A 23208-nucleotide genomic window follows, 5' to 3' on the forward strand; every position below is an offset into this window, starting at 1 on the left:
TAGAGTGCATGCAATTACTTCTTTTCATTATTGTTTACCCAATTATTTGGCTGATTTCTATTCTTCCATTCCGATTGCTTTATATTTTTTCTGATTGTGTTTGCTTTTTGGTGTATACTATTTTTGGTTACCGAAAAAAAGTGGTTCGGGAAAACATTGCTATGGCTTTGCCTAATTTATCTCAAAAAGAACGGTTAAACATCGAGAAAAAATTTTATCATCACTTGTGTGATATGTTTCTCGAAATGATAAAAACAATGTCTATTTCCCAAAAGGAAATGGAAAAAAGATTTGTTTTCACCAATTTAGATCTCTATTTGGATTTAGAGAAAAAAGGGAAAAGCATTGCTTTGCTCTGCGCCCATTATGCTTCATACGAATGGGCAGTTTCAATGAATTACCATATAACGTTTACAGGTTATGGGGTGTATAAAAAAATAAGCAATAAGTATTTTGACAGATTGATAAAAAAGATTCGCGGCAGGTTTAAAGCACCTTTGATTACTACAAGAGAGACAATTCCAACAATAGACCGAAACAACAGGACAAATAATTTGGCTGTTTATGGTTTAGCAAGTGATCAATCGCCACAGGCAAGTAAGGCTTTTCATTGGGCACCTTTCATGGGAATAGAAACGCCCGTTCATACGGGAGCCGAAATGCTTGCCAAACGTTTTGACATGAACGTCATTTTTTTAAGAAACAAGAAAATAAAGCGTGGTTACTATGAAGCTACCTTCGAACTTATGGCTGATAATCCTAAAGAAGTTCCAAATTATGAAATCTCAGAAGATTTTTTGAGAAGAGTGGAAAAGCAAATTCATGAAGCTCCTGAATTTTATTTATGGACACACAAACGGTGGAAACACAAAAAACCGGCTAAAACTTAAACCATCCTTTTACCATTTCTTCTTCCTGATGCTTGGCATTTTTATGTGCAAATTCGTTTGTTTTGAAATTGTATTCGTAATCCGCAGCCCATTCCTTATGGTTTTCTGACAACGCTTTAATACTTTCACAAACCATTTGAATTTCCTCTGTAGTTGTTGTTGGATGAATAGACATTCGGATCCACCCTGGTTTTTTAATTAGATCTCCGGAAGCAATTTGGCAAACCAAATCATGCGACGTTTCCTGATCAACATGCAACAAATAATGCCCATAAGTTCCCGCACAACTGCATCCGCCCCGAGTTTGGATTCCGAATTTATCGTTCAATAATTTAACTCCAAGATTAAAATGCAAGTCATCGATATAGAAAGAAATTACGCCTAACCTTTCCTGATGCTGATTGGCCAAAATATGAATATTGTCAATGTTATTCAATTCCGAAAAAACATATCCAACGATTTCATGTTCTCTATCAAGGATATTTTTCACACCCATTTGCTCTTTTAATTGAATGGCCAAAGCCGTTTTTATTACCTGAAGAAATCCTGGAGTTCCGCCATCTTCCCTATCCTCAATATTGTCAATATATTTGTGATCGCCCCAAGGATTTGTCCAACTCACAGTGCCGCCACCGGGACAATCGGGTACATTATTATGATATAAATTTTTATTGAAAATCAAAACTCCCGAAGTACCTGGCCCGCCTAGAAACTTATGTGGTGAAAAGAAAATAGCATCTAAATAACTTTCGTCATCCGGATGCATATCAATGTCCACATAGGGTCCGGAACAGGCAAAATCTACAAAGCAAACGCCATTATTTTGATGCATAATTTTGGCTACTTCATGATACGGCGTTCTGATTCCGGTAACATTGGAACAAGAAGTAATTGAGGCAATTTTAAAACTCCGGTCTTTGTATTTTTGAAGTGATTCCTTAAATTCTTCAAGACAAAATAATCCTTCTTCGTTTGCTGGCAGAATAACTACATCGGCAATTGTTTCTAACCACGAAGTTTGATTAGAATGATGCTCCATGTGGGAAATAAACACAACCGGTTTTAATTCGTTTGGAATAGCTATAAATTCTTTAAGATTTTCTGGTATTTTTAGTCCAAGGATACGTTGAAATTTATTTACAACTCCCGTCATTCCTGTTCCCGTATTAATTAAAACATCATTCTCATTAGCGTTCACATGACGTTTTATGATGTGCTTTGCTTGGTGATATGCCAACGTCATGGTTGTTCCGGAAACGGTTGTTTCAGTATGTGTATTGGCCACAAAAGGGCCAAAATCATTCATTAGTTTTTCCTCAATCGGACGGTATAATCTTCCGCTGGCAGTCCAATCTGTATAAACAATTTTCTTTTTTCCGAAAGGTGTTTCAAACTCCTGATCAATTCCAATAATATTCTGGCGAAATTGCTGAAAATAGTGTTCTAATTTTGTGCTGTTTTCCGTGGTAATCATCTCTAACAATTTGATTTCAAAGATACATTATTTTTAATTTGGTGATAGTTATTGATCTTTATTACTAAATTCACAACTGTGTTACATTATTAGAAAATTACATCCAAAATTAAAATTGCATAAAAAATTACGAAAATCCCCTCTAGTGGGGATTTTTTTTATAAATTAAATTCCGAATTTTGATTGAACTAACCTTAAATAAAACATTATGAAAATCTATGATTCATTTGGAACGTTTGATTCCACAAAACTGGAGTTCGATTTAGCAGTTCAACTCACAAATATCGATACTGATATTTATGAAATAAAAGCATATTATGATATTTGTAATACGAGCCGTTATGCTCTTCTTGCAATTCTTCAAACAAAAGACGGAAATGATAAGGATTTAAGCAGTTCTCTGGCAAATTGTGCCTGCATGGTAACTGAAATGAAATTCTTAGATTTAAACCGAAGCTATGTAAATGAAAATGATAAAGACATTTTTAAAGTGAGCAAAGAGGATGTAATTAATGTTGTTGTCCATCACGGAATTGGGTTTAACCCTACCACAAATCCTGACGATGATTTGTACATCAAAAACTACAAGGCACAAACATATGTCTATTATCCGGATGGAGCTAAGCCAGGGAGAGGCGGAAGAGGTATACTAAGATAAGAAAATCAATGGAGAAATTTTTGAAGTTAAATACCATAATCAAGACAGTGATACTACTTTTTATCACTGTCTTTGCTTTGGCTCAGGATAAAAATTTAAAAAGCTTTGAAGCTAATTTCGAAAGTTTAGACTTTAAAGAAAGAATAACTCATTTACAAAAAATAAAACACAATCAATTGTCAAATAATGATAAAGCATTATTCTATTATTTATATGGTCAGACCTATTATGCAAACAGTAATGGCGCTCTAGGATTATCCTATTTTATGAAAGCCAATGACATTTATAAAGCGCAAAAAAATTACGACAAAGTCATCGATATAAATCTAATAATAGTCGAAATAAAGAGACTAATCAATTATAAGTATAATGATTATAAATATCTGATTGATGAAGCTGTTGACTATGCAATTAAAAGAAATAACATTCCTCTATTGTGTAAAACCTACAAAGAAATTGGTAATAATTTATTTGAATCAAATCCATCAAAAGCAATAGACTATTATCAAAAAGCAATCCTTGAAAATAAAAAAGTAAAGGATTCCTTCTTTGAGGCTGATGTTAGATCGAACATTGGTTTAGTATATATCGAAAAATTTCATAATTATAAATTAGCCCGAAAATATAATTCTTTAGCTTTGGATTATTATCAAAAGCATAAATTGAATTTCAGTATTGCCTGTACTTACGTAAATCAGGCGGATGTATTTTTAAATGAGAAGAAATATGATTCCGCTATGGCCTTGTATCAAAAAGCGGATGCTTTAAATATAAAAGATAACAATACGAATACCCGAATCATTTTATATGGTCTTATGGCTGACTTATATAAAGAGATGAAGAATTACAAAAAAGCCTTAGAATATACTGATAAACTAAAAGTGTATCAGAGCATAGTTGATGAAAATCAACAAGTAAAAGCGATAAGGGATATTGATGCTAAATACCAAAGCAAAGAACACAAAGACGAAATAGCCTGGCAAAAAAGTCTTATGAAAAAAGGCGGAGCCGTAATTGTTTTTTTGGTAGTACTTATAATTCTAATTTTTTTAGGTTACAAAAACCTCAACAAAAAGAAAAAAATTGTAGAGCAGGAAAAATTAATCGAAATCCAAAAACTTGAAAATGTTCTTCAGGAACACGAGCTTCACGAAATAGACAAATTACTCGAAGGTCAAGAAAAAGAGCGAATTAAAATTGCAAACGATTTGCATGATAATCTGGGAAGTATGTTAGCCACGCTCAAATTAAATTTTCAGAACCTGAAAAAACAAGAACTATACCTAGATGATCCTGATAATTTATTTAACAAAACAGACGAATTAATTGATGAAGCCTATCAAAAAGTACGCACCATTGCCCATACAAAAAACGCCGGCGTAATTGCTAATCAAGGGCTGCTGCCAGCCGTTAATAACATTGCGAAAAAAATGAGTATACCGGGGAAACTCATTGTTGATGTTATTCCGTTTGGACTTGATGAACGTTTAGAAAATACGCTCGAAGTAACTATTTTCAGAATGATTCAAGAAATACTTACCAATGCTATAAAACACGCAAACGCTACTGAAATTTCCATACATCTTACCCAACATGATGATAGCTTAAACATTATAGTAGAAGACAATGGCACTGGATTTAACCCGAAAAATATCGATAAAAAAGAAGGTATGGGATTAACTAATATTGAAAAGAAAACGGAACAAATGGGAGGCATTTTTACTATTGATAGTACTGAAAAAAGAGGCACTTCTATTTTAATTGACATACCCTTATGATAACACTAGCAATTGCCGAAGACCATCAGGCATTGATTGATGGGATGAAGTTATTTTTTAAAAACGAAGCTGACATCATGGTTGTAGGCGAATCCAATGATGGTGAAGAGCTGATTGAATTGGTAAAAAATAAAAGACCAAGTGTAGTCATTACTGATATACGGATGCCAAAATGCGACGGTATCATGGCCACCCGAATCATCAAAAGTCAATACCCAGAAACAAAAGTTATCGCTTTTAGTATGTTTGACCAAGATGAAGCGATGGAGCAGATGAAAGCGGCAGGAGCATCGGGTTATATTATGAAAAATTCCTCATTGCAAACCGTGCTTGAAGCAATTAGAACAGTTGCCCGAAACGAAACCTTTTTTGATGATGCAATTACGGCCAAAGATGGTCATACCAAAAAAACCATTATCTTAAGTTCACGGGAAAAAGAAATTCTCCGATTGGTTGGGGAAGGTAAATCTTCCCAAGATATAGCTGACACATTAAGCATAGGAAAATCAACTGTTGACACGCATCGTAAAAACATAATAAAGAAGTTTAACATTACAGGGAAAAACGACTTTTTGCGATTTGCCGTAGAAAGAAAATATGATTTTTAGTTAGAAAAAACTTACCTAAAATAATGAAAAAATCCCCTCTAGTGGGGATTTTTTTGTGCTTTCCATTTACGAACTTTGAACTGTTATTATATCATAATTATAATAAAGTGGGTTAAGTTAGAAAATCCTGCCCGAAATAATTTCATAGTGGTATTTGATATTTAAATAGGGCAGGTTTTTTAAATTATTAAGTTAAAAGAATGGTAAATTATTAGTATAAAACTTCCAAAAATAAACCTCACCATTGATGAACAAAACGTGATAATCAGATCGCGAAAAACAGCATTAATTATTATTAAAGTTCTTTTAGTATGGTGTGTAATTATTATTGGATGGGAACTTTATATACTGATAAAATTATAAAACACAAGACCATTTAAGTAATTACAAGAAGGCTTGCAGAAAAAACAATAAGCAGACACTAAAACCACAATAATCATGAAATGGAACAAAGTAGAAAACAACTGTAAAGCTTTATATGAATACCAACTCATTAATGGAAGCAAACCAACGGAACGAAAAATTCTGATAAAGGTAATAGCCGACGAGTTTCCCGAATTACCACGTATGCGAATAGCATATGCAGTTGACAGATGCATCAACTCTGTAGCTGCTCCCATGAGCCCGACTACCTTTTTGACTTTTGTGCAAAGTTATTTGAAATAGATTTTTGATATGTTAGCGATTAAACTCGCGCCTCTATAACTTACAACTATTTGGAACACAAAAACACAATGATCTACTCGCATTTTCTAATTCGTAATTAATTATATTTGCTAAAAATATAATCAAATGCAACATATTATCGACCGCTTTGTAAGCTATGTAACTATCGATACCGAATCAGATCCAAATTCTGATACAACACCAAGCACAAAAAAACAATTTGACCTGGCCAACAAACTGGCAAAAGAATTAAAAACCATTGGTCTGAAAGAAGTTACTATTGACAAACATGGCTATATCATGGCAACCCTGCCTTCAAATGTTGACCATGAAGTTCCAACGGTTGGATTCATTTCTCACTTCGATACTTCTCCTGATTTTTCAGGAAAAGATATAAAACCACAGGTTATTCCCAACTATGATGGTGGAGATATTGTGTTGAATAAAGAGCAAAATATAATTTTGTCTCCTAATTATTTTAAAGATTTAATGCTATACAAAGGACAAACCTTAATCACCACCAACGGTTTAACGCTTCTTGGTGCCGATGACAAAGCAGGCATCACCGAGATTATAACCGCAATGGAATATTTGGTAAACAATCCACAAATTAAGCACGGGAAAATCCGCGTGGGTTTCACACCCGATGAAGAAATTGGTCGTGGTGCCGATTTATTTGACGTGAAAAAGTTTGGGGCTGATTGGGCTTACACTATGGATGGCAGCCAGATTGGCGAATTAGAATATGAAAACTTCAATGCAGCCGGGGTAAAAATTATCTTTAAAGGAAAAAGCGTTCATCCAGGCTATGCCAAAGGAAAAATGATTAACTCCATGCTTATTGCCAATGAATTTATTAATGAATTGCCAAAGCATGAAACACCACAGGAAACCAAAGGTTACGAAGGTTTCTTCCACGTAACGCAATTATCAGGTAGTATTGAAGAAACCAAACTGGAGCTGATCATTCGGGACCATGACATGAAAAAATTCACAAAACGTAAAGAATTGGTTCATGACATCACTAAAAAATTCAACAAGAAATTCGCAAAACAATTTGGTGAAGATATTGTAATCACTTCCATCAAAGATCAATATTACAATATGAAGGAAAAAGTTGAACCGGTAATGTTTATTGTTGATTTAGCAGAAAAAGCCATGAAATCATTAGACATCAAACCGCTAATAAAACCTATTCGTGGCGGAACTGATGGTTGCCGATTGTCTTATATGGGTTTGCCGTGTCCGAATATCTTTGCGGGTGGACACAACTTCCACGGGAAATATGAATATGTTCCGGTAGAAAGCATGCAGAAAGCGATTGATGTAATTGTAAAAATAGCCGAGCTTACTGCTACCACTGATTTTTCTAAAAAGACACAAGGCAAAGCTGAACAAAGCGGAGCTAAAGAGAAAAAAGGAAAAAAGAAGAAATAGTGATTAGTAATTAGTCATGGAAGAAAAAAAAGCTTGGGATAAAGTCAATCAATGGGGCGAAGAACTTGCCCTCTTGCGAGAAATTATACAGAAAACCGAGTTGGTCGAAACCAATAAATGGGGAGGAGAAATATATACCATCAATAACAAAAATGTCTTGGGAATTGGTGGTTTTAAAAACTATTTTACCATTTGGTTTTGGAACGGCGTTTTTCTGAAAGATGAAGCCAAAGTTCTTGTCAATGCCAATGAAGGTGTGACAAAAGGTTTGCGCCAATGGAGATTTATTTCTGCGGCTGATGTCAATGAGAAATTGGTTATACATTATATAAACGAAGCAATTACAAACGAAAAAGCAGGCCTTTCGATAAAGCCAGAAAAGAAAGAAGCAATGCAATGTGATTTCTTTGAAAGCGAGTTGAAAAAAGACAGCAAACTGAATGTTGCATTTGAACAGTTTAGTGCTTATAAGCAAAAGGAATTCTGGGAATATATGGCAACAGCCAAACAAGAAAAAACCAAAATCAGCCGATTAGAGAAAATACGTCCAATGATAATCGATGGCATAGGACTAAACGACAAGTATCGAAAGTAATTCGTAATTCGTAATTCTAATAAAAAAATCCTCTCGTTTGAGAGGATTTTTTTTGTTTAAGCTTTCTTATTCAACGCTGCTGTCAATTCTAACGAAATAGCAGAACGCTCAATTTTAAGTTTTCCCGACATGGTTTCAATTACTGCTGAAGCATCTGTGAGCTCGGCAATTTTTCCGTGGAAACCACTTTTGGTAATAATTTTATCGCCCACTTTTAAAGCTGACTCGAATTCTTTTTCCTGCTTTATTTTCTTTTGTTGTGGTCTGATCATAAAGAAATAGATAACCACAAACATTAGTAAAAACGGCAAAAACTGACTTATTTGTCCCATAATAATAAATTTAATTTTGAATTAATCCTCTTCCTGTTTTTTGAATTTTATTTTCGTTTTGAAATTCTTTGACCAAATTGTCTAAAATTCCATTGATAAAAATACTGCTTTTTGGTGTTGAGTATTCTTTGGCAATTTCCAAATATTCGTTAATAGTAACCTTTACAGGAATTGAAGGGAATTTCAAAAATTCACAGATAGCCATTTTTAAAATGATGGTATCAATTTCTGCAATTCTATCTGCATCCCAATTTGGCGTTTTGTCGATGTATTCTTTGGCCAGTTCGATTTCATTAAGCACCGTTTTTCTGAACAACGAGCTCACAAATTCTTGGTCTTCCTGGTCTTTATACAATTTTGGAACTCTAAAATCGTCTGCCTCTGAAATTTGCTTTAATTGCTTTAGAATTTGAGTATTCACAAGCGGAATATCATCAACCCAAGTTAGCTTATTATCTTCGAGATATTCGTATAACTTTTCATTTGGAGCAATCAATTCTGTAAACATATCAACCACAAACTCTTTATCTTCTTCGAAAGAACTTTTTTTCGTGCTCATGTAATTCTGATACAACGAACTTTGTTTGATTTCGTTAAGTAAAATCAAAATATAATCGTCGTTCATCGACCAATTGGTAATTTTTCTTTTTTCTAAAGCAATGCTCAACGAGTTGTTTTCTTCCAATAGTAGAAGAATCGCATTATTGACAAATTTTTTGTTGGGATTTTTTTCTTCTGGTGTAACTAAATGTTTTTTGCTTGAAGCGTCTAAAAAAACAACTTCCTTTTTTCTGATTTCAATAAGTGAAGACATCATAATTAGATACAAATCCTGAATACTATCAATACTGTGAAGCAAAAACTTCTCTTCCTTTTCAATATCATCAGAACTTTTTTGATGCAATGCATAAATGGATTGCATTACTTTTACACGGATATGTCTTCTGTTTAACACCTGATAAGAACTTTAAAAATTAACAAAGCGAAAGAAAATCTTTCGCTTTGCAAAAATAGTAATATTTTATTCTGAAACGGCTTTATTTAGTAGCGTTTTCTTTTTTTCTTTGGTCAATTCGATTTTCAGCAATTTGCATCGCAGCTTGTTGTGTTGTTAAATTATTTTTATCGGCAAAACTGAAGATTTCAAGCGTAGTATTATAAATATTTTCCGTTTTTCTGATTGCTTCACCATCTGTATACTTATACAATTCACCGTAAACATTTATTATTCCACCAGCATTTATCAAGAAATCCGGCGCATAAGTAATACCTCTTTCTCTTAAAATGGGTCCGTGAATTGCTTCCACCGCTAATTGGTTGTTGGCCGCACCGGCAATTACTTTAGCTTTAATTTTATAAACTGTATCATCATTGATTGTTGCACCTAAAGCACAAGGGGAATAAATATCAACATCCGCGCTGTACACATCGGCTCCCGTGAAAATTTTGGCTCCATATTTTGCTGCCATATTTTCCATTTTGTCCTGATGAATATCCGATACATAAACGATAGCTCCTTCATTTGTCAAATGGCTGATTAATGTTTCCCCAACATGACCATTTCCTTGTACTAAAACTTTTTTTCCGGCTAAACTATCTGAACCATACTGATGCTTGGCTGCCGCTTTCATTCCCATATAAACGCCATAAGCTGTTACTGGAGAAGGGTTACCTGAACCTCCTTTTTCTATAGAAATTCCGGTAACAAACTTAGTTACATCATGAATTCTATCCATATCTTCGGTGGTAGTTCCAACATCTTCAGCCGTGATGTATTTTCCGCTGAGCGAATTTACAAACTGACCAAAACGAGTGATTAATTCCGGAGTTTTATCTGTTTTTGAATCGCCAATAATTACGGCTTTTCCACCACCCAGATTCAAACCTGTTATTGCAGATTTATAAGTCATTCCACGTGAAAGACGTAAAACATCATTCAAAGCTTCCCATTCGTTCGCGTATTTCCACATTCTGGTACCGCCAAGTGCCGGTCCCATTACAGTATTGTGTATTCCAATAATTGCTTTTAATCCTGTATCTTTGTCATTACAAAAAACAATTTGTTCATGATTATCAAAGGATAACTGACCAAAAACTGGATCCGTTTTTTTGAGTTCTGCCGGTGTAGTAGTTTCTGATGTCATTTGTGAATTTATTAGGCTTTTTTAAAAAGTCAGTACAAAATTAAAATTTTATTCAATTAATTTCACTTCAATTAAATATAATTGTTGATTTATTAATAAAATCCCTTAAAATCAAGAATATAATAATTGAATTATCGTTTACAATTTAACAATAAACGCCTAATTAATCCATTTCCATTAATTTTAAATGAAAGAACTTCAGTATTTAAACAAATATTTTGTCAAATATAAATTTCGGTTTTTATTAGGAATTGCTATTACGATTGTTGCGCAAATTTTTATGCTCTTTACGCCTAAACTAATCAGCAAATCTTTTAAAGCCATAGAAGATTTTCATAAAAACAATTTGAGTAATGAAGTAGTTAAAACTGAATTAATCCACAATGTTTATTGGATTATTGGCACCACTTTGATTGCCGGTGTATTAACGTTCCTAATGCGGCAAACTCTTATCGTAATGTCGCGTCATGTCGAATTTGATCTGAAGAATGAAGTCTTCCAACATTATGAAGTTCTTGACCAGAATTTTTATAAACGCAACCGAACAGGCGATTTGATGAACCGCATAAGTGAAGACGTCGGAAAAGTCAGAATGTATGTTGGACCGGCCGTGATGTACACCATCAATACCTTTATAAGGTTTACAGTAGTCATTATATATATGTATAATGTTTCACCGCGTCTGACATTATATACTATTCTGCCGTTGCCAATTCTTGCTTTTATAATTTTTAAATTGAGTCAGGAAATCAATAAGCGTAGTACAATTTTCCAGCAATATTTATCAAAGGTATCTAGTTTTACCCAGGAAATATTTTCTGGAATTCGGGTGGTAAAAGCCTATGCTTTAGAAAATCAATACCAAAATAATTTAGATGATTTAGCCAAAGAAAGCAAATCCAAAAGCATGAGTTTGGCTGGTGTACAATCACTTTTTGGACCTTTAATGTTAGCTTTGATTGGTGTAAGTAACCTAACGGTGATTTATTTTGGCGGAATGATGTACATTGATGGAACCATAAAAAGCATTGGAACCATTGCCGAATTTATTTTGTATGTCAATATGCTGACTTGGCCGGTAGCTTCTATTGGCTGGGTTTCTTCGATGATTCAGGAAGCTGAAGCTTCACAAAAAAGGATTAATGAGTTCCTTAAAATTGAACCAGAAATCAAAAACAAAATCCCTGAAAAAACAAACATACAAGGTAGTATCGAATTCCAAAATGTAAGTTTCATCTATGAAGATACTGAAATCAAAGCACTGCAAAACATCTCTTTTACCGTGAAAAAAGGAGAAACCCTGGCGATTTTAGGGAAAACAGGTTCAGGAAAATCGAGCATTTTATCATTGATTACCCGAATGTATGATATCAAAGAAGGAACAATTACCATCGATGGCAAAAAGATTGACGAAGTTAATTTATATGATTTGCGAAACAGCATTGGCATTGTGCCGCAGGATGCATTTCTTTTCTCGGATACTATAAAAAACAACATCAAATTTGGAAAAGAAAATGCCACAGATGACGAAGTAATAAATGCCTCCAAAAAAGCAGTAGTTCATGACAATATCGTGAATTTCGGCAAGCAATACGAAACCATTTTAGGAGAAAGAGGCATCACACTTTCAGGCGGTCAAAAGCAGCGGGTTTCTATTGCACGGGCAATTATCAAGAACCCTGGAATTTTATTGTTTGACGATTGTCTTTCAGCAGTTGATACCGAAACGGAAGAACAGATCTTGAATAATTTACTTGAAATTTCAAAAGACAAAACCACAATCATTGTCAGTCACAGGGTGTCTTCTGCTAAAAATGCAGATAAAATAATCATTCTCGACGAGGGGCAAATCATTCAAGAAGGCACTCATAATCAATTAGTAAACCAAGGCGGTTATTATGCCGAATTGTACGCTAAACAACTTTCGGAAAAAGAATTAAATTAATTGTTGTTTTGTAACAAAAAAATTACCATTTTTGAACTGTTTACAAACACTATTAATTGACTGAAAGAATATGAGAGAAAACGACATGTTAGAAAAAGATGAGATTTTTTCTAAAGTTTTAAGAGCCGGAAGAAGAACTTATTTCTTCGATGTGAGAGCAACAAAGGCTGACGATTACTACATAACCATTACCGAAAGTAAAAAATTCACTGAAGAAGATGGTTCTTTTCACTTCAAAAAACACAAAATTTATTTATACAAGGAAGATTTCGCTGCCTTTTCTGAAATTTTAGAAGAAATGACTGCTTATGTTTTGAACAATAAAGGCGAAGAAGTAATCTCTGAAAGACACCAAAAAGATTTTAAAAGAGAATACCAACAAGAAACGGAAACCTCAGAAGAGAAACCAGCTTCGGAAAAAAGTTTCACCGATATTGATTTTGACGATATCTAAAAAAAGTAACCAGTAATAAGTGATAAGTCCAAAGCTATTTAGTTTTGGACTTTTTTCTTTTATCCAATCCGCAAACCATTCTTTACTTTTAAATCTGAACTAAGCAAAACAATATCATCTTCGTTTACTGATCCTAAGACTAAGCATTCACTCATGAAATTTCCAATTTGTTTCTTTGGAAAATTGACAACTGCAACAATTTGCTTTCCAACTAAAGCTTCTTTGCCATAACGTTTTGTGATTTGTGCCGATGATTTTTTAATCCCAATCTCGGTTCCAAAATCAATCGTCAATTGATAGGCTGATTTCCTGGCTTCGGGAAAATCATTGACTTCGATAATTGTTCCGATTCGCATTTCTACTTTTTCAAATTCGCTCCATTGCAGCAATTGATTCGTATTGTTTTCCATAGTTTTAAATGGTTTCTTTACTAAAACATAATCCAAAAGTTGAATATATTTTATACTTTTAAGAATTGTATGCAATGTATAAAAATCCTCTAAAAGTAACGTTATGAAAATTGCCTTGTTTACCAATGAATTTCCTCCGAATATTTATGGTGGTGCGGGTGTGCATATTGATTTTCTAAGTCAGGAATTAGCTAAATTGGGGCAAGTAGAAGTACGTTGTTTTGGAACCCAACAAGAACACGATGCATCGATGAATGTTTTGGAAATTCAATCTTCGCTTACTAAACCTGAAGATGACAAAAACCCACACATCAGGATGTTTCATAATCTGAGCCGCAATGTGGAAATGTCGCAACATACTTTAGATGCTGATGTTATTCATTGCCACACTTGGTACACGCATTTAGCCGGAATATTTTCGAGGGAATTGTTGCAATCGCCATTGATATTAACGACACATAGTTTAGAAACCCACCGTCCATGGAAAGTGGAACAATTGGGCAACGGTTATTTTCTTTCGCGTTGGATTGAAAACCATGCCTATAATACTGCTGACGGAATAATAGCTGTAAGCCAACAAATGAAAACAGATGTTATAGAAGCCTACGGAGTTTCACCCGAAAAAGTAACCGTAATCCATAACGGTATTGATCCCGATTTTTACCAACCTACTTTTGACAATGATTTGCTTTCAGCATATAATATAAATCCTGATATTCCTTTTGTACTTTTTGTGGGGCGCATTACGCGTCAAAAAGGAATCTCACAATTGATTTCTGCGGCCAAATATTTCAATCCAGATTGCCAGATTGTGCTTTGTGCAGGTGCACCGGATACGCCTGAAATTGCACAAGAAACTGAAGAACTTATTGCCAATTTAAAAGCGAATCGGGATGGTGTGATTCTGATTTCGGAGATGCTGCCTCGTGAAAAAATAAAAGTGCTTTATAGTCATGCCAGGGTTTTTGCCTGCCCTTCCTTGTATGAGCCATTCGGAATAATCAATCTCGAAGCCATGTCGTGCGAAACTCCGGTCGTTGGAAGCGCAGTTGGTGGCATTCCGGAAATTATAGCTGAAGGCGAAACAGGCTATTTAATTCCACTTGAAAGTATTTCAAGAACCGATTTCAATCCGAAACATCCGGAAGCTTTTCAAAAGAATTTTGCTGCCAAAATCAATCAATTATTGGATGATGAAAATTTGGCCAACCAAATGGGAAAAGCAGGAAGGAAAAGTGTTCTGGAAAAATTCAGCTGGGAATCGATCGCCAAAACAACCTTTAACTATTATGAACAGGTAATCGCAACATTCGAAAAAGAAAAAGCCTAAAGTAACAATGAGGATGAGATTGCTTCGTTCCTCGCAATGACATAAGAAATGATAAATAAAAGTACATTAGCCATAATTTTAGGCGGCGGGCAAGGTTCCAGATTAGCACCACTAACCCAAACGCGTTCCAAACCCGCCGTTCCGATTGCAGGGAAATACCGTTTGGTAGATATTCCTATTTCCAATTGTATCAATTCTGATATCAAAAGGATGTTTGTACTGACGCAATTCAATTCGGCTTCACTAAATCAACATATTAAAAACACCTACCATTTTAGTCATTTCAGTACTGCTTTTGTAGATATCCTTGCGGCCGAACAAACGCCTGATAATATTACCTGGTTTCAGGGAACAGCTGATGCAGTGCGCCAATGTATGCATCATTTTATGAACCATGATTTTGATTATGCGTTAATATTATCGGGCGATCAATTGTATCAGATGGATTTTAACGCGATGATAAAAGCGCATCATGATGCAGGGGCGAATATCACAATCGCAACCTTACCGGTAACCGCCAAAGAAGCACCGGAATTTGGCATCCTAAAAACAGATTCTGAGAATTATATCACTTCATTTATCGAAAAACCAAATGCGGGTTTACTACCGGAATGGACATCTGAAGTCAGCGAAGAATCTGCATCTGAAGGAAAACATTATTTGGCCTCCATGGGGATTTACATTTTCAATAAGAACTTGTTGGTAGACTTGATGAGAAATCCTGACACTAAGGATTTTGGTAAAGAAATTATTCCGCAAGCCATTGGAAATCAGAAAATATTAAGCTATCAATATGAAGGGTATTGGACAGACATCGGAAATATTGATTCCTTTTTTGAAGCGAATTTGGGTTTAACCGATGATATTCCGAAATTTAATCTTTTTGATAATTCGAGTAAAATTTATACCCGCGCCCGGGTTTTGCCACCGTCAAAAATTTCGGGTGCTTCCACGATTGACAAATCCGTTATAGCTGAAGGTTGCATTCTAAACGGAGCCACGATTGAACATTCGGTTATTGGTATCAGAAGCCGTATCGGATATGGCTCAACGGTTATTAATTCGTATCTTATGGGAAATGATTATTATCAAAATCTGGAAGAAATCAGAACCAATTCTTTACATGGCATCATCAATATTGGGATTGGCGAAAGATGTTTTATAAACAACACTATTGTAGATAAAGATTGCCGGATAGGAAATGATGTTCGACTCAATGGCGGAAAACATTTAGAGGATAAGGAAACAGATTTATATACCATAAAAGACGGAATTATTGTAGTCAGGAAAGGTGCCATTCTTCCAGATGGATTTACAGTATAAATAAAAAACACTCTAAATGAGTGTTTTTTATTTATTAATTCATAGTTAGATAATTGTATATTTTTTGCCCCTGCATATCATCCAGATGCGCTTTCTTCTGCATACGTGCCACGATGGGCTTCCACTCTTCAGTAGAGAAGTCCTTTGAATCATATAATTTATGGCATTTGGCACAATTGTTTTCGTATAAATTCTGTCCTTCGGCTAATTCGGGAGTCATTACTGTTGCTATTTTAACTGCTGTTGTTGTCGCAGCTGGTTCGCTTTTTTTAACTTCTGTAGTGGGGACACTTGATTTAGAAGCGCACGAATAAATTATTACAGCAAAAACGGCTAAGGCGATTACATTATATTTCATGGTTTTTGTTTTGGGTAAATATAAAAAAATCCCAATAGATTTTTATTGGGATTTCAATATTTAATCAAATTTTGAATGTTTTACTTAACATCCATCAATTCAACATCAAACACTAAAGTAGCATCAGGTGGAATTACACCGCCCGCACCACTTGGTCCATATCCCAAATAAGATGGAATAACAAAACGAGCTTTGTCTCCAACTTTTAAAAGAGCAATTCCTTCATCCCATCCTTCAATAACCTGACCTTGACCCAATCTGAATTCAATTGGTTTTTTTCTTGGATAAGAGGAATCAAATACTTTTCCGTTTTCTAAAGAACCTTCGTAATGAACAGAAACGGTTTTACCACTTTCAGCTTGTTTTCCAGAACCTGTTTGAATCATTTTATAACGCAGACCGCTTTCTGTTTTATCAAAACCGGCAGCTAATTTTTCCATTGACGCTTCAGCAATTTTTTTGGCTTCTTCGATTTTTTTCTGACGGGAACCTTCAAAAGTACGGAAGGCTTCGATAGCATTCCATTTTTGCGCCTCTTCTCCAACTCTGATGATTTCTATACTTTCTATCAAATCGCCTTGAGCCACAGCATCAACAACATCCTGTCCTTCAACAACGTTTCCAAAAACCGTGTGCTTTCCATCTAACCAATTTGTTGGAACATGCGTAATAAAAAATTGAGAACCATTACTTCCCGGACCCGAATTTGCCATAGACAAAACCCCTGGTTTATCGTGTTTTAAGGTTGGATGAAACTCATCGTCAAAGTTATAACCAGGACCACCGGTTCCAATTCCTTGTGGGCACCCACCCTGAACCATGAAATCCGGAATTACCCGGTGAAATTTTAACCCATCGTAATATGGTTTTCCCATTGGCTTTGCTGAATTTTCCAATTGTCCTTCGGCTAATCCAACAAAATTCCCTACTGTTCCTGGTGTCAAATCGTGTGTTAGTTTTACTAAAATCGAACCTTTAGTTGTGTTGAATTTAGCGTATATTCCATTTTCCATAGTTTATATTTTTAAAAATGCTGTGCAAAGGTACTATATAAAATTGTAATTTTGGATACCAAATAAAACGAAAACATGAGTTCCATTTACAACAAAACCGACAACGAAATTATTATTTCAAGAATCAATAAGCTTTCTCCCGACAGCCCAGCACAATGGGGTAAAATGACTGTAGACCAGATGCTTTCTCATTGCCAGGCACCCATAGATTTTGCTATGGGAAATACTCCGATGAAAGCCAATTTTCTAATGCGTCTTATTGGGAAAATGATAAAAAATAAGGTTTTAGGCGGCACCGAATTCAAGAAAAACAGCCCAACAGCTCCAAGCTTTATCAGAACCGAAGTATATGACTTTGAGCAAACCAAAAATGAACTTATCCAAAAAATTTCTATTTTTTCGGATAAGGGAAAAGATGCTATCAAAACTACTAATCATCCGTTCTTTGGCGAACTGACTTATGACGAATGGAGCAAAATGCATACTATGCATCTTAATCATCATTTGAAGCAGTTTGGAGTGTAGCCCGGATTGGAACGGCATCCTTTTGTCTCGTTCTTTAACGAGACAAAAGATATAGTGGAAAGCTGGAAACAGCTCCTAAAAATTATTTTATATTTGTGCCATGCGAATAGACATTATCACCATTTTACCGGAATTATTAAGGAGTCCTTTTGAAGCATCAATAATGAAGCGTGCTATAGAAAAAGGGTTGGTTGAAGTCCATTTCCATAACTTGAGGGATTACACAACAAATAAACAAAAAAGCGTGGATGATTATCCTTTTGGCGGTGGCGCCGGAATGGTAATGATGGTCCAGCCGATTGATGCTTGTATCACATATCTGAAAAGCGAGCGAGAGTACGATGAAGTAATTTATATGTCACCTGATGGAGAAACCCTGAATCAAAAAATGGCAAACACGGCATCAATGTATGAAAACATTATCATCCTTTGTGGTCATTATAAAGGCGTTGACCAACGCGTTCGTGATCATTTTATTACGAAAGAAATTTCTATTGGAGATTATGTTTTGAGTGGTGGCGAAATTGGCGCTATTGTTTTTTGTGATGCAATAATCCGCTTGATTCCCGGAGTTTTATCAGACGAAACCTCTGCACTCACAGATAGCTTTCAGGATAACTTATTGTCGGGTCCAATTTATACACGTCCTGCAGATTATAAAGGTTGGAAAGTTCCCGAAGTGTTAACCAGTGGTCATTTTGCCAAAATTGACAAATGGCGGGAAGATATGGCATTTGAGCATACTAAAAATCGTCGTCCTGATTTGCTTGAGGAATAGAAAAAAGAGCAAAGAAGAAAGAAGAAAGATATTTTTTGTAAAAATCACACACTTAACTAACTGATTTCTTATCTCTTGCCTCTTGCTTCTTTTTTCCAAAATAGGTTTGCAACTTTAGATATTTTACTTATATTTGCCCCCACATTTGACCAACCTCTGGCGAAAACCGTGAATGTTGCTTAGATTCTAAAACCATAATATAAACAAGATGGCAAATTTAGTAGATTTCGTTAATAACGAATTATCAACAAAAAAAGATTTCCCTGCATTCGGAGCTGGTGATACAATCACCGTTTACTACGAAATTAAAGAGGGTGAAAAAACTAGAACTCAGTTTTTCAAAGGAGTTGTAATCCAAAGAAAAGGTGCAGGAATGACTGAAACTTTTACAATCCGTAAAATGTCTGGAGCAGTTGGTGTAGAGCGTATCTTTCCAGTGAACATGCCGGCTTTACAAAAAGTAGAAGTTAACCAAAGAGGTAAAGTTAGAAGAGCGCGTATCTACTACTTTAGAGAACTTACCGGTAAAAAAGCGAAAATCAAAGAAAGAAGAAGATAATTCTAAACTTTCTATCCATAAAAAAAGTCTCGATTTTATCGGGGCTTTTTTTATTCGGTCAATTTAAATCTGTTATTTTATCAAATCAGTATTTTTTTTAATTTAAAATGACAATTTCATAATTCAATCGATTTCACCTTTGTTAGCAACCGAATTTCTAGCATATTAATTATATTTGCTATCGCATTTGATATTAAGAGGAGAATGTCCAGTGGACATTCGGTATTTGATTCAATCATAACAAAAAACCTAATCACAATATGGCAAAAATTAAAGTAGCCAATCCAGTAGTAGAATTGGATGGCGATGAAATGACACGAATTATTTGGAGCTTTATTAAAGAACAGCTCATCCTCCCTTATTTAGATTTAGATATAAAATACTACGATTTGGGCATTGAAAGTAGAGAAGCTACGAAAGACCAAATCACAATCGACTCGGCCGAAGCCATTAAAAAATATAACGTAGGTATCAAATGCGCCACGATTACGCCAGACGAAGAAAGGGTAAAGGAATTCAACCTTTCTGAAATGTGGAAATCACCCAATGGAACCATCCGTAACATCGTTGGCGGAACCGTTTTCCGTGAGCCGATTATCATGAAAAATGTTCCTCGTTATGTTCAGGGCTGGACAAAACCAATTGTTATTGGCCGTCATGCTTTTGGTGACCAATATAAAGCTACCGATAAAGTTATCAAAGGAAAAGGAACATTAACTATGTCTTTTACCAACGAAGCCGGAGAAACTACCAGTTGGAATGTTTACGACTTTAAAGGTGATGGTGTGGCTTTGTCAATGTATAACACAGACGAAAGCATTTATGGATTTGCTCATTCTTCTTTTCAAATGGCGTTGACAAAAAAATGGCCATTATACCTTTCTACAAAAAACACTATCCTAAAAGCATACGACGGAAGATTTAAAGATATTTTCGAAGAAGTATTTCAACAACATTACAAAGCACAGTTTGACGCAATCGGAATCACATACGAACACCGTTTAATTGACGACATGGTTGCTTCGGCAATGAAATGGAGCGGCGGATTTGTTTGGGCATGCAAAAACTATGATGGCGATGTTCAGTCAGATACTGTAGCACAAGGATTTGGTTCTTTAGGATTGATGACCTCAGTTTTGGTTACTCCGGATGGTAAAACTGTCGAAGCCGAAGCCGCACACGGAACGGTAACACGTCATTACAGAATGCACCAACAAGGAAAAGCAACTTCTACCAATCCAATTGCATCAATTTTTGCCTGGACACGTGGTTTGGAGCACAGAGGAAAATTAGACGGAAATCAGGCTTTGATTGACTTCTGTTTGAAACTGGAGCAAGTTTGTGTGGAAACTGTAGAAAGCGGAAAAATGACTAAAGATTTAGCTATGCTGGTAAAACCGGAAGGTTTAACTGAAGCAGATTATTTGACTACAGAAGGTTTCCTTGCCGCAATTAAAGAAAACTTAGATATCAAATTGGGATAAATCAACTGAAATAAGTTGAAAGACGACTACCAAAAAAAGCTGGACGGTTAGAAATCTTTACAGATTTTTAACCGTCCAACTTTTGCAGTACAAATAGGCTTCCTATTTCTCTTTGATTTTCAACTTGCCTGTTTTGGTTTTTTTTACCTTATACGTTTTTTGTGGTTCCCCTTTGTAGTCTTTAGCATATTTGACTCTAAGGTTGTCATAATCAGCAAACGGTTCATTCTCGTCAGTAAGTACAACTTTATAGCCACTATAAAGATCATAATCTTTATAAGTTGCTGGTAATGTAGTGGTTCTCATCCATTTACCATCCTGTTGATAGACATACTCACCTTTTCTGACGTCGTAATAGGTTTCGGTAGCCGGAAGGTAATAATAGGTTGCATTATCTTGGCCAGCTACTCCCCAATCCGGAGGTGTTATCTTTCCTGTTGTAGGGTTAACCTGCGCCTGCGCCTGGTTGAAAGCAATGAATGTTACTGCAGTCAACAAAAATTTTACTAGTCTCATAGTGTTGTGTTTAAATTAATTTTGTGTTTATTCGTGGTACCAATTTAGAGGTATATTTAACTACACTGTTACACGATTTATATTTCCGGATTATACAATTCGCATGTTTTAAAAACGGGTTCAAAAACAAACCCCTTCAGCATTGAAAGGGTTATTTTGAAAGTGAATTCGATTTCTTATCTGTATATGTCTTGTCCTCTGTTCGTTTTCCAGTTCTCAGCAAGATAATTCGCGTCTTCATCATTTTTAGGATGAACACCCATGACAACATGCCCGTTTTTTACTCCGGATTCATACACTTTAGCTCGGTCTTCAGGGATTCCTGAGCCAACAAGCGCTCCGATAAGCCCTCCGGTTATACCACCAGCACCAGCTCCTGCCAACCCTGCAGCAATTGGACCTGCTATAACTAAACCTAAGCCGGGGATAACTAAACTTGTTCCAATGGCTGCAATCACCCCGGCAATGGCGCCAACGGTTCCGCCAATCGCCGAACCTGTACCTGCAGATTCTGCCGCTTTAGTGCCTAAATCAGAATGATCATCCTCATCAGAGTAATGCTTTTTTCTAGTTTCATCCGACATTACCAAATTGACATCGTCTTTTGTGTACCCACGCTCGTGAAACGCATCATATGCTCTCTCCGTACTTTCTCGGTCGGCAAACATCCCTGTTAACATAGGACGTTTCCCAGAATTTTGATTATTTTCCATGATTTATAAGATTTTGATGTGAAATTAATTTTTCACGAACGTAAAGTTGACAATTTGAAAAGTCAATATTGTACGTAATTAAGCAGGAAGGTTACATAATTTACAGGTAAGAGTTTTAGCTGTACCTGAAACAAAATGCTCCCTGTAAAAGATACACAAGTACAATTTCGAGAATATTGATGTTAAATCTTATTGCCACCAAAGGATATTCCATATATTTGGGTATGAAAAAAGAAATTATAGAAATTAAAAGACTAGAAAATTTACATAAATATGAGATTCTTGATACTCCACCAGACGGCTATTTTGATGATATCACATCATTGGCAACCAAAATATTTAAAGTCCCAATTGCACTAATTACTCTTGTTGATACTGATAGGATTTGGTTTAAGTCTTCTTTTGGACTTGATGCAGAAGAAATACCAAGAAGTCCTGGTTTGTGCAGTTCTGCAATTATGTCTGAAGACATTTACATTATCGAAGACGCAAGAAAAGATCCGCGTGCACTTTCTAATCCATTAGTTGCCGGTGTAATGGGACTACAATTTTACGCTGCTGCTCCATTAAAATCTTCTGAAGGCTATAATTTGGGCACGTTATGTTTAATTGATAAGGAACCCAGACATTTAGATCCTCGCGAATCATCAATGCTTATGCAGCTCTCAAGAATTGTAATGAGCCAATTTGAGTTAAAACTTCAAGCAAGGCTGACGGTAAAAGAGGTACTAAAGAATACTTCTAATAATTAAGAACTGATGCTAATAATAAATTAATTATCATTGACTATTTTTCGAATCGGAAGTTGGCAAGTCTGCGTAGGAATTATTAAGGGAATTGCAACTTATTTTAACGAAACTCACGCAATTCGAATTATTCCTATGACAAATCCTGATAAGGAAAGAGTTCAGATAAGGATTGAATTTGATTAATGACGGATAATAACTTTTCGAATGGCGAAGTTTAATGACTATGTTTTTCCGTAGTAAATGAGAAACCCTTTCAGTAACGAGAGGTTTTTTTATGCTTATTTTCACTCAAAGTAAAAATTATTGGTTTCTCGATTTCGAAAAGTACTTAAAAAAGTCATCTGAGTAAAAAAGCGCGGTTTTTTTAGTGTTGCGCCTTCCAGTATCGTTTCGCACCTTGCTTTTTTTTACTGAATTTGGACTATTTTTTTCTATATTAGCCCACTAAAATTAATTAATCCGGAGCGAT

26 protein-coding genes are annotated in these 23208 nt (G+C 35.3%); 17 read left to right on the top strand and 9 right to left on the bottom strand.

Annotated features, from left to right (window positions below; translation table 11 throughout):
• Positions 1–8: 8 nt before the first annotated feature.
• Positions 9–890, top strand: coding sequence for a lysophospholipid acyltransferase family protein (locus Q0Q99_RS02415; protein ID WP_293890887.1), 882 nt, complete (start codon positions 9–11; stop codon positions 888–890).
• Here Q0Q99_RS02415 and Q0Q99_RS02420 read toward each other — a convergent pair.
• Complete coding sequence (locus Q0Q99_RS02420; protein ID WP_293890889.1) at positions 880–2364, bottom strand: aminotransferase class V-fold PLP-dependent enzyme; 1485 nt, start codon at positions 2362–2364, stop codon at positions 880–882. The genes Q0Q99_RS02415 and Q0Q99_RS02420 overlap by 11 nt on opposite strands.
• Positions 2365–2572: 208 nt before the next feature.
• Between Q0Q99_RS02420 and Q0Q99_RS02425 the strand changes: the two genes are divergently transcribed.
• The 6 genes from Q0Q99_RS02425 (at position 2573) to Q0Q99_RS02450 (ending at position 8106) form a co-directional block, all read left to right on the top strand.
• A complete protein-coding gene (locus Q0Q99_RS02425) occupies positions 2573–3022 on the top strand; it encodes a hypothetical protein (RefSeq protein ID WP_293890892.1) in 450 nt (149 codons plus the stop codon).
• Positions 3023–3030: 8 nt separating this feature from the next.
• Complete coding sequence (locus tag Q0Q99_RS02430; RefSeq protein ID WP_293890894.1) at positions 3031–4800, top strand: sensor histidine kinase; 1770 nt, start codon at positions 3031–3033, stop codon at positions 4798–4800.
• A complete protein-coding gene (locus tag Q0Q99_RS02435) occupies positions 4797–5408 on the top strand; it encodes a response regulator transcription factor (RefSeq protein ID WP_293890897.1) in 612 nt (203 codons plus the stop codon). The genes Q0Q99_RS02430 and Q0Q99_RS02435 overlap by 4 nt, the downstream gene beginning before the upstream one ends.
• A gap of 438 nt (positions 5409–5846) precedes the next feature.
• On the top strand, positions 5847–6074 hold the full coding sequence (locus Q0Q99_RS02440; protein WP_293890900.1) for a hypothetical protein: 228 nt from the start codon (positions 5847–5849) through the stop codon (positions 6072–6074).
• A 126-nt stretch (positions 6075–6200) separates the two neighbouring features.
• On the top strand, positions 6201–7511 hold the full coding sequence (gene pepT, locus Q0Q99_RS02445) for a peptidase T (protein ID WP_293890903.1): 1311 nt from the start codon (positions 6201–6203) through the stop codon (positions 7509–7511).
• A 16-nt stretch (positions 7512–7527) separates the two neighbouring features.
• The gene (locus tag Q0Q99_RS02450; protein ID WP_293890905.1) at positions 7528–8106 is read left to right on the top strand and encodes a DUF1801 domain-containing protein; all 579 of its coding nucleotides are present in this window, start codon (positions 7528–7530) and stop codon (positions 8104–8106) included.
• A gap of 56 nt (positions 8107–8162) precedes the next feature.
• Here Q0Q99_RS02450 and yajC read toward each other — a convergent pair whose 3' ends face one another.
• The 3 genes from yajC to Q0Q99_RS02465 all read right to left on the bottom strand — a co-directional run bounded on the left by yajC (position 8163) and on the right by Q0Q99_RS02465 (position 10582).
• On the bottom strand, positions 8163–8438 hold the full coding sequence (yajC, locus tag Q0Q99_RS02455) for a preprotein translocase subunit YajC (RefSeq protein WP_293890908.1): 276 nt from the start codon (positions 8436–8438) through the stop codon (positions 8163–8165).
• Between the two features lie 10 nt (positions 8439–8448).
• Positions 8449–9360: a transcription antitermination factor NusB gene (nusB, locus tag Q0Q99_RS02460; protein WP_293891055.1), complete on the bottom strand. Its 912-nt coding sequence runs from the start codon at positions 9358–9360 to the stop codon at positions 8449–8451.
• Between the two features lie 115 nt (positions 9361–9475).
• A complete protein-coding gene (locus Q0Q99_RS02465; protein WP_293890911.1) occupies positions 9476–10582 on the bottom strand; it encodes a Glu/Leu/Phe/Val dehydrogenase in 1107 nt (368 codons plus the stop codon).
• 187 nt (positions 10583–10769) lie between these two features.
• On the opposite strand from Q0Q99_RS02465, the gene Q0Q99_RS02470 reads away from it, so the two are divergent.
• The gene (locus tag Q0Q99_RS02470) at positions 10770–12527 is read left to right on the top strand and encodes an ABC transporter ATP-binding protein (protein ID WP_293890914.1); all 1758 of its coding nucleotides are present in this window, start codon (positions 10770–10772) and stop codon (positions 12525–12527) included.
• Between the two features lie 70 nt (positions 12528–12597).
• Complete coding sequence (locus tag Q0Q99_RS02475) at positions 12598–12981, top strand: PUR family DNA/RNA-binding protein (protein WP_293890917.1); 384 nt, start codon at positions 12598–12600, stop codon at positions 12979–12981.
• Positions 12982–13040: 59 nt separating this feature from the next.
• On the opposite strand, the gene Q0Q99_RS02480 is transcribed toward Q0Q99_RS02475, so the two are convergent.
• The gene (locus Q0Q99_RS02480; RefSeq protein WP_293890920.1) at positions 13041–13391 is read right to left on the bottom strand and encodes a tRNA-binding protein; all 351 of its coding nucleotides are present in this window, start codon (positions 13389–13391) and stop codon (positions 13041–13043) included.
• Positions 13392–13494: 103 nt separating this feature from the next.
• Between Q0Q99_RS02480 and glgA the strand changes: the two genes are divergently transcribed.
• Both glgA and Q0Q99_RS02490 read left to right on the top strand, forming a co-directional pair.
• Positions 13495–14721 carry a glycogen synthase gene (glgA, locus tag Q0Q99_RS02485; protein WP_293890923.1) on the top strand — a complete coding sequence of 409 codons (1227 nt, stop codon included), beginning with the start codon at positions 13495–13497 and terminating at the stop codon, positions 14719–14721.
• Positions 14722–14769: 48 nt separating this feature from the next.
• The gene (locus Q0Q99_RS02490) at positions 14770–16044 is read left to right on the top strand and encodes a glucose-1-phosphate adenylyltransferase (protein WP_293890926.1); all 1275 of its coding nucleotides are present in this window, start codon (positions 14770–14772) and stop codon (positions 16042–16044) included.
• Between the two features lie 34 nt (positions 16045–16078).
• Here the strand turns inward: Q0Q99_RS02490 and Q0Q99_RS02495 are convergent, their stop codons facing one another.
• A complete protein-coding gene (locus tag Q0Q99_RS02495) occupies positions 16079–16402 on the bottom strand; it encodes a cytochrome c (protein ID WP_293890929.1) in 324 nt (107 codons plus the stop codon).
• 80 nt (positions 16403–16482) lie between these two features.
• A complete protein-coding gene (locus tag Q0Q99_RS02500) occupies positions 16483–17415 on the bottom strand; it encodes a peptidylprolyl isomerase (RefSeq protein ID WP_293890932.1) in 933 nt (310 codons plus the stop codon).
• A 75-nt stretch (positions 17416–17490) separates the two neighbouring features.
• Here Q0Q99_RS02500 and Q0Q99_RS02505 point away from each other — a divergent pair, with 75 nt between their 5' ends.
• From Q0Q99_RS02505 to Q0Q99_RS02520, 4 genes are all read left to right on the top strand, one after another.
• The gene (locus tag Q0Q99_RS02505; protein WP_293890935.1) at positions 17491–17940 is read left to right on the top strand and encodes a DUF1569 domain-containing protein; all 450 of its coding nucleotides are present in this window, start codon (positions 17491–17493) and stop codon (positions 17938–17940) included.
• A gap of 100 nt (positions 17941–18040) precedes the next feature.
• Complete coding sequence (trmD, locus tag Q0Q99_RS02510; protein ID WP_293890938.1) at positions 18041–18718, top strand: tRNA (guanosine(37)-N1)-methyltransferase TrmD; 678 nt, start codon at positions 18041–18043, stop codon at positions 18716–18718.
• A 208-nt stretch (positions 18719–18926) separates the two neighbouring features.
• Complete coding sequence (rplS, locus tag Q0Q99_RS02515) at positions 18927–19277, top strand: 50S ribosomal protein L19 (protein ID WP_293890941.1); 351 nt, start codon at positions 18927–18929, stop codon at positions 19275–19277.
• Positions 19278–19537: 260 nt separating this feature from the next.
• Positions 19538–20761: an NADP-dependent isocitrate dehydrogenase gene (locus Q0Q99_RS02520; RefSeq protein ID WP_293890944.1), complete on the top strand. Its 1224-nt coding sequence runs from the start codon at positions 19538–19540 to the stop codon at positions 20759–20761.
• Positions 20762–20863: 102 nt separating this feature from the next.
• Here the strand turns inward: Q0Q99_RS02520 and Q0Q99_RS02525 are convergent, their stop codons facing one another.
• A complete protein-coding gene (locus tag Q0Q99_RS02525; RefSeq protein ID WP_293890947.1) occupies positions 20864–21277 on the bottom strand; it encodes a hypothetical protein in 414 nt (137 codons plus the stop codon).
• 176 nt (positions 21278–21453) lie between these two features.
• Positions 21454–21990, bottom strand: coding sequence for a hypothetical protein (locus Q0Q99_RS02530; RefSeq protein ID WP_293890950.1), 537 nt, complete (start codon positions 21988–21990; stop codon positions 21454–21456).
• 224 nt (positions 21991–22214) lie between these two features.
• On the opposite strand from Q0Q99_RS02530, the gene Q0Q99_RS02535 reads away from it, so the two are divergent.
• On the top strand, positions 22215–22742 hold the full coding sequence (locus tag Q0Q99_RS02535; RefSeq protein WP_293890953.1) for a GAF domain-containing protein: 528 nt from the start codon (positions 22215–22217) through the stop codon (positions 22740–22742).
• Positions 22743–22772: 30 nt separating this feature from the next.
• The gene (locus Q0Q99_RS02540; protein ID WP_293890956.1) at positions 22773–22922 is read left to right on the top strand and encodes a hypothetical protein; all 150 of its coding nucleotides are present in this window, start codon (positions 22773–22775) and stop codon (positions 22920–22922) included.
• Positions 22923–23208: the final 286 nt, after the last annotated feature.

Origin of the sequence: Flavobacterium sp. (genome assembly GCF_025352425.1) — a bacterium.
Lineage (GTDB): Bacteria > Bacteroidota > Bacteroidia > Flavobacteriales > Flavobacteriaceae > Flavobacterium.